General features: G+C 65.9%; 4 protein-coding genes. 1 reads left to right on the top strand and 3 read right to left on the bottom strand.

Annotation, left to right across the window (positions count from 1 at the left end):
- Positions 1–878: hypothetical protein (locus NTX40_00485; protein ID MCX5647569.1), on the top strand; the 878-nt coding region annotated here is incomplete at its 5' end.
- On the opposite strand, the gene ruvB is transcribed toward NTX40_00485, so the two are convergent.
- The 3 genes from ruvB to NTX40_00500 form a co-directional block, all read right to left on the bottom strand.
- Positions 868–1,932 (bottom strand): Holliday junction branch migration DNA helicase RuvB, encoded by a 1,065-nt coding sequence (gene ruvB / locus NTX40_00490; protein ID MCX5647570.1) that lies wholly within the window; start codon positions 1,930–1,932, stop codon positions 868–870. The genes NTX40_00485 and ruvB overlap by 11 nt on opposite strands.
- Positions 1,933–2,104: 172 nt before the next feature.
- Complete coding sequence (locus tag NTX40_00495) at positions 2,105–2,728, bottom strand: helix-hairpin-helix domain-containing protein (GenBank protein ID MCX5647571.1); 624 nt, start codon at positions 2,726–2,728, stop codon at positions 2,105–2,107.
- A 143-nt stretch (positions 2,729–2,871) separates the two neighbouring features.
- On the bottom strand, positions 2,872–3,297 hold a 426-nt coding region (locus NTX40_00500; protein MCX5647572.1), incomplete at its 5' end, for a crossover junction endodeoxyribonuclease RuvC.

Consider the following 3,297-nt stretch of genomic DNA (forward strand, 5'->3'; position numbering starts at 1 on the left):
CCGCCTCGCGCCTGCATGGCATGGCGGAGAGGGATCAACACCTGGCAGCCGCCCGGCTGGCCGCCCTCGCGGGCGAGGCGCGCGGATTCGACTGGGCGATCGATTGCCTTCGAGAGTTCGCCGAGAGCGGCGAGCCGAGGCGGATGATCTGCACGAACGTGCCCGATGGAATCCCCGGTATCGCGCCGCTGGTTTTCCTCGATTGCGATCGGCCGGGTTTTCCGAACTTTTTGCGACTGGTGGCCAAGGACGAGAACCGCGAGGCCCTGCTGGACGTGGCCTACATGATGTCTCCGCGGAACGACCACGGTAGTCTGGTGATTCCTGTCCCGGCGGATTCGGACGACGGCAAGGCGCTCCGCGCGGGCCTCGAAAAGACCGGAACGGACCTTGCGGACGAGATCAGCCGCCGCATCTTTATCGAGTATCCCCGGACGCTTTTCCTGACCGGCATGACGGACGGCGAGAAACTGGCTGCCGTGAAACAAGAGGTCACCGACGAGGACTTCACGGTTGAGTTTCTGTCCGGCGGAACCGGCCTTGTTCTCAAAAAGATAACGCCCGGCAGCGTTGTCTGTCGAGCCGATTTGCGCGGAGTTGATATACGGTATCAGCCGGGCAACCGCTTCAGGCACCTCGGCATAGGGGGCGGACCCTCAGAATGGCGGAAGTTTGAGTCCGGCGAGGTGATCACCACGGGTGCTGCTGAGATTCTGAAACGCCTGATAGGGGAAGGTCAGTTGCAGGATATTCAGGCGATCCGGGTGACATTCCGAGTGGCCTTGCCGGACGGGCGGAACCTGAGGGTGTCGCGCGAGATATCGCCTGACGCGGCAGTGCGGCAGGACGCTCCGAAGCCGGATGCCTCTATGCCGTAGGGTCGAACAAGTTCCCTTCACCGCCGGCGGCTTTCTTGCTGCGCTTCGGTGTGGGCGGGGCTTTCAGGCCCAGGTGCTTGTAGGCGTCGGCGGTGGCGATGCGACCCTGGCGCGTCCGGCCGACGAAACCGATCTTCAGCAAATACGGCTCGACCATGTCCACCAGGGTGTCCACTTCTTCGTTCAAGGTGGCGGCGATGGCCTCGATGCCCGCCGGCCCGCCGCCGTACACCTCGACGATCGTCCGCAGAAACTTGCGGTCGAGGTCGTCGAGGCCCCTCTCGTCCACGGCCTCCATGGCGAGGGCATCGCGCGCGATCTCGGGCGTCACGCGCCCGTCGCCTTTCACCTGCGCAAAGTCGCGCATCCGGCGCATCAGGCGGATGGTGACGCGCGGCGTGCCCCGGCTGCGGCGGGCGACCTCGCGGAGCGCGTCCGGCTCGGTCGGCACAGCCAACAACTTCGCCGACCGCCGCGCAATCTCCAGAAGGTCCTCCTCCGGATAGAACTCGAAATGGTGGTAGAGGCCGAACCGTTCCCTGAGCGGCGCCGAGAGAAAGCCCGCGCGCGTCGTCGCGCCGATCAGGGTGAACGGCTGCAAGGGCACGTTGATCGTCCGCGCGAAACTTCCACGGTCTACCGTGATGTCGATCCGGAACTCCTCCATCGCCGGGTAGATGAACTCTTCGACCACGGGCCCGAGGCGATGGACCTCGTCGATGAAAAGGACGTCGCCCCTGGCGAGGTTCGTCAGAATCCCCACGAGGTCCGCCGGCCGCGTGAGCGCCGGCCCGGAGGTCGTTTTGATCCCCGCGCCCATCTCGGCCGCGACGACGTGCGCGAGCGTCGTCTTCCCGAGGCCCGGCGGGCCGTAGAGGAGGACGTGCTCGAGCGGCTCTTTGCGCCCCTTGGCGGCCTTAATGGCGATGAGGAGTTTCTCGATGAGTTTCCTTTGACCGACCACCTCCGCGAGGCGCTTCGGCCGAAGGCTCCACGAGAACCCTTCCTCGTCGGGTCCGCGGCTCTCGGGACTCACCAGGCGTTCACGCGGCATCGTTTCCCGTTCGAAACAGGTGCGTATTCAACGCAGAGAACGCAGAGACCGCGGAGAAAAAGCAGTCAAGATCACGGCGAGTAAACTCTCCGGCTAACTGTTTTGCCGTCGGCCGTTCCCCCGATCCTTGCTGTTCTCTGCGTTCTCCGCGCCCTCTGCGTTTGAATTTTGGCTACCCTTCGGCGGCGGCGGTTCCATGGTGAAACGCTTCGCGCACCAATTGCTCGACGCTTGCCTCTTTTCCGAGGCGCTCGAAGGCCGCGTCCACGCGCTCCATCGCTTCGGGTCGCGCGAGGCCCAGTTGCAGGAGCACGGCGACGGCCTCGCGCTTCGATTCGGGCACTTCAACCCCGCGCTCGGCGGCCGCCAGGGCGAACTCGTCCAGTTTGCCGACCAGTTCCGCGATGATCTTCTCGGCCGTCCGCCGGCCGATGCCCGGCAGTTCCGCCAGGCGCGCCGCGTCGCGCGATTCGATGCGCCCCGCGATCTCGCCCACCGGCACGACGAGGCTCTTCAGGCCCTTCGCGACGCCAAGGCCCTGGACGCTCACGTAGCGGACGAAGAACCGTTTCGCGGTCTCCGTGAGGAACCCCACGAGCCTCGGCACCATCTGGCCGTAGGCCGGGTTGCCGTCGAAGTACTCGAGGGTGTGGAGGGTGACGCGCCGGCCGACTTGGGGCCTCAGGTCGTCGGCCGTCACCGGCGCGACGAGGATTTCGTAGGCGAGGGCCCCGGCCGAGAGGAGGACCCGGTCGTCGCGGACCTCTTCGAGTTGTCCCGAGACGCGTGCGATCATGGGCCGTCCGATCCGGCCGCTATCTTAACCGCAAAGGGCGCAAAGGGCGCAAAGAAAAACAAAGTGGGTTTTTCCAAAGAATCCAAATGTTATGCCGTTCCCCGATTCCGGTCGTCCTTTGCGTTCTTGGCGCCCTTTGCGGTTCATCTTTTTATTGCGGACCGTGCGGCGCGGTGGGCGTGGCAAAGGGCGACGGCCAGGGCGTCGGCCACGTCCGCCGGTTCCGGCGCCTTCTTGAGGCCGAAATGGCTCTGGATCGCCCGCTGGACCTGGTGCTTCGAGGCGTGGCCGCTCCCCACGAGGGCCTTCTTGATGTGCGTCGCGCCGTAACTGGTGACCGGGACGCCCGCCTCCGCCGCCGCCAGAAAGACAATGCCGCGCGCGTGGCCCATCAGGATGGCCGTCCGCGGGTGCTTATAGTGCGAGTAGAGTTCTTCGACGGCGACGGCATCGGGGCGAAACTCGGCCACCACGGCCGCGAGGCCCGTGCGGATTTCCGCGAGGCGGGCCGCGAGGGCGTCCTTGGGGCTCGTGCGGACGACGCCGGCCTCCAGGAGGCGCATCGCGCC

The organism is Planctomycetota bacterium (assembly GCA_026387035.1).
Taxonomy (GTDB): Bacteria; Planctomycetota; Phycisphaerae; order FEN-1346; family FEN-1346; genus JAPLMM01.

What these genes read in the sequence shown, in the direction of transcription:
- ruvB (MCX5647570.1), bottom strand. Translation starts at nt 1,932, where the DNA reads ATGCCGCGTGAACGCCTGGTGAGTCCCGAGAGCCGCGGACCCGACGAG.
- NTX40_00495 (MCX5647571.1), bottom strand. Translation starts at nt 2,728, where the DNA reads ATGATCGCACGCGTCTCGGGACAACTCGAAGAGGTCCGCGACGACCGG.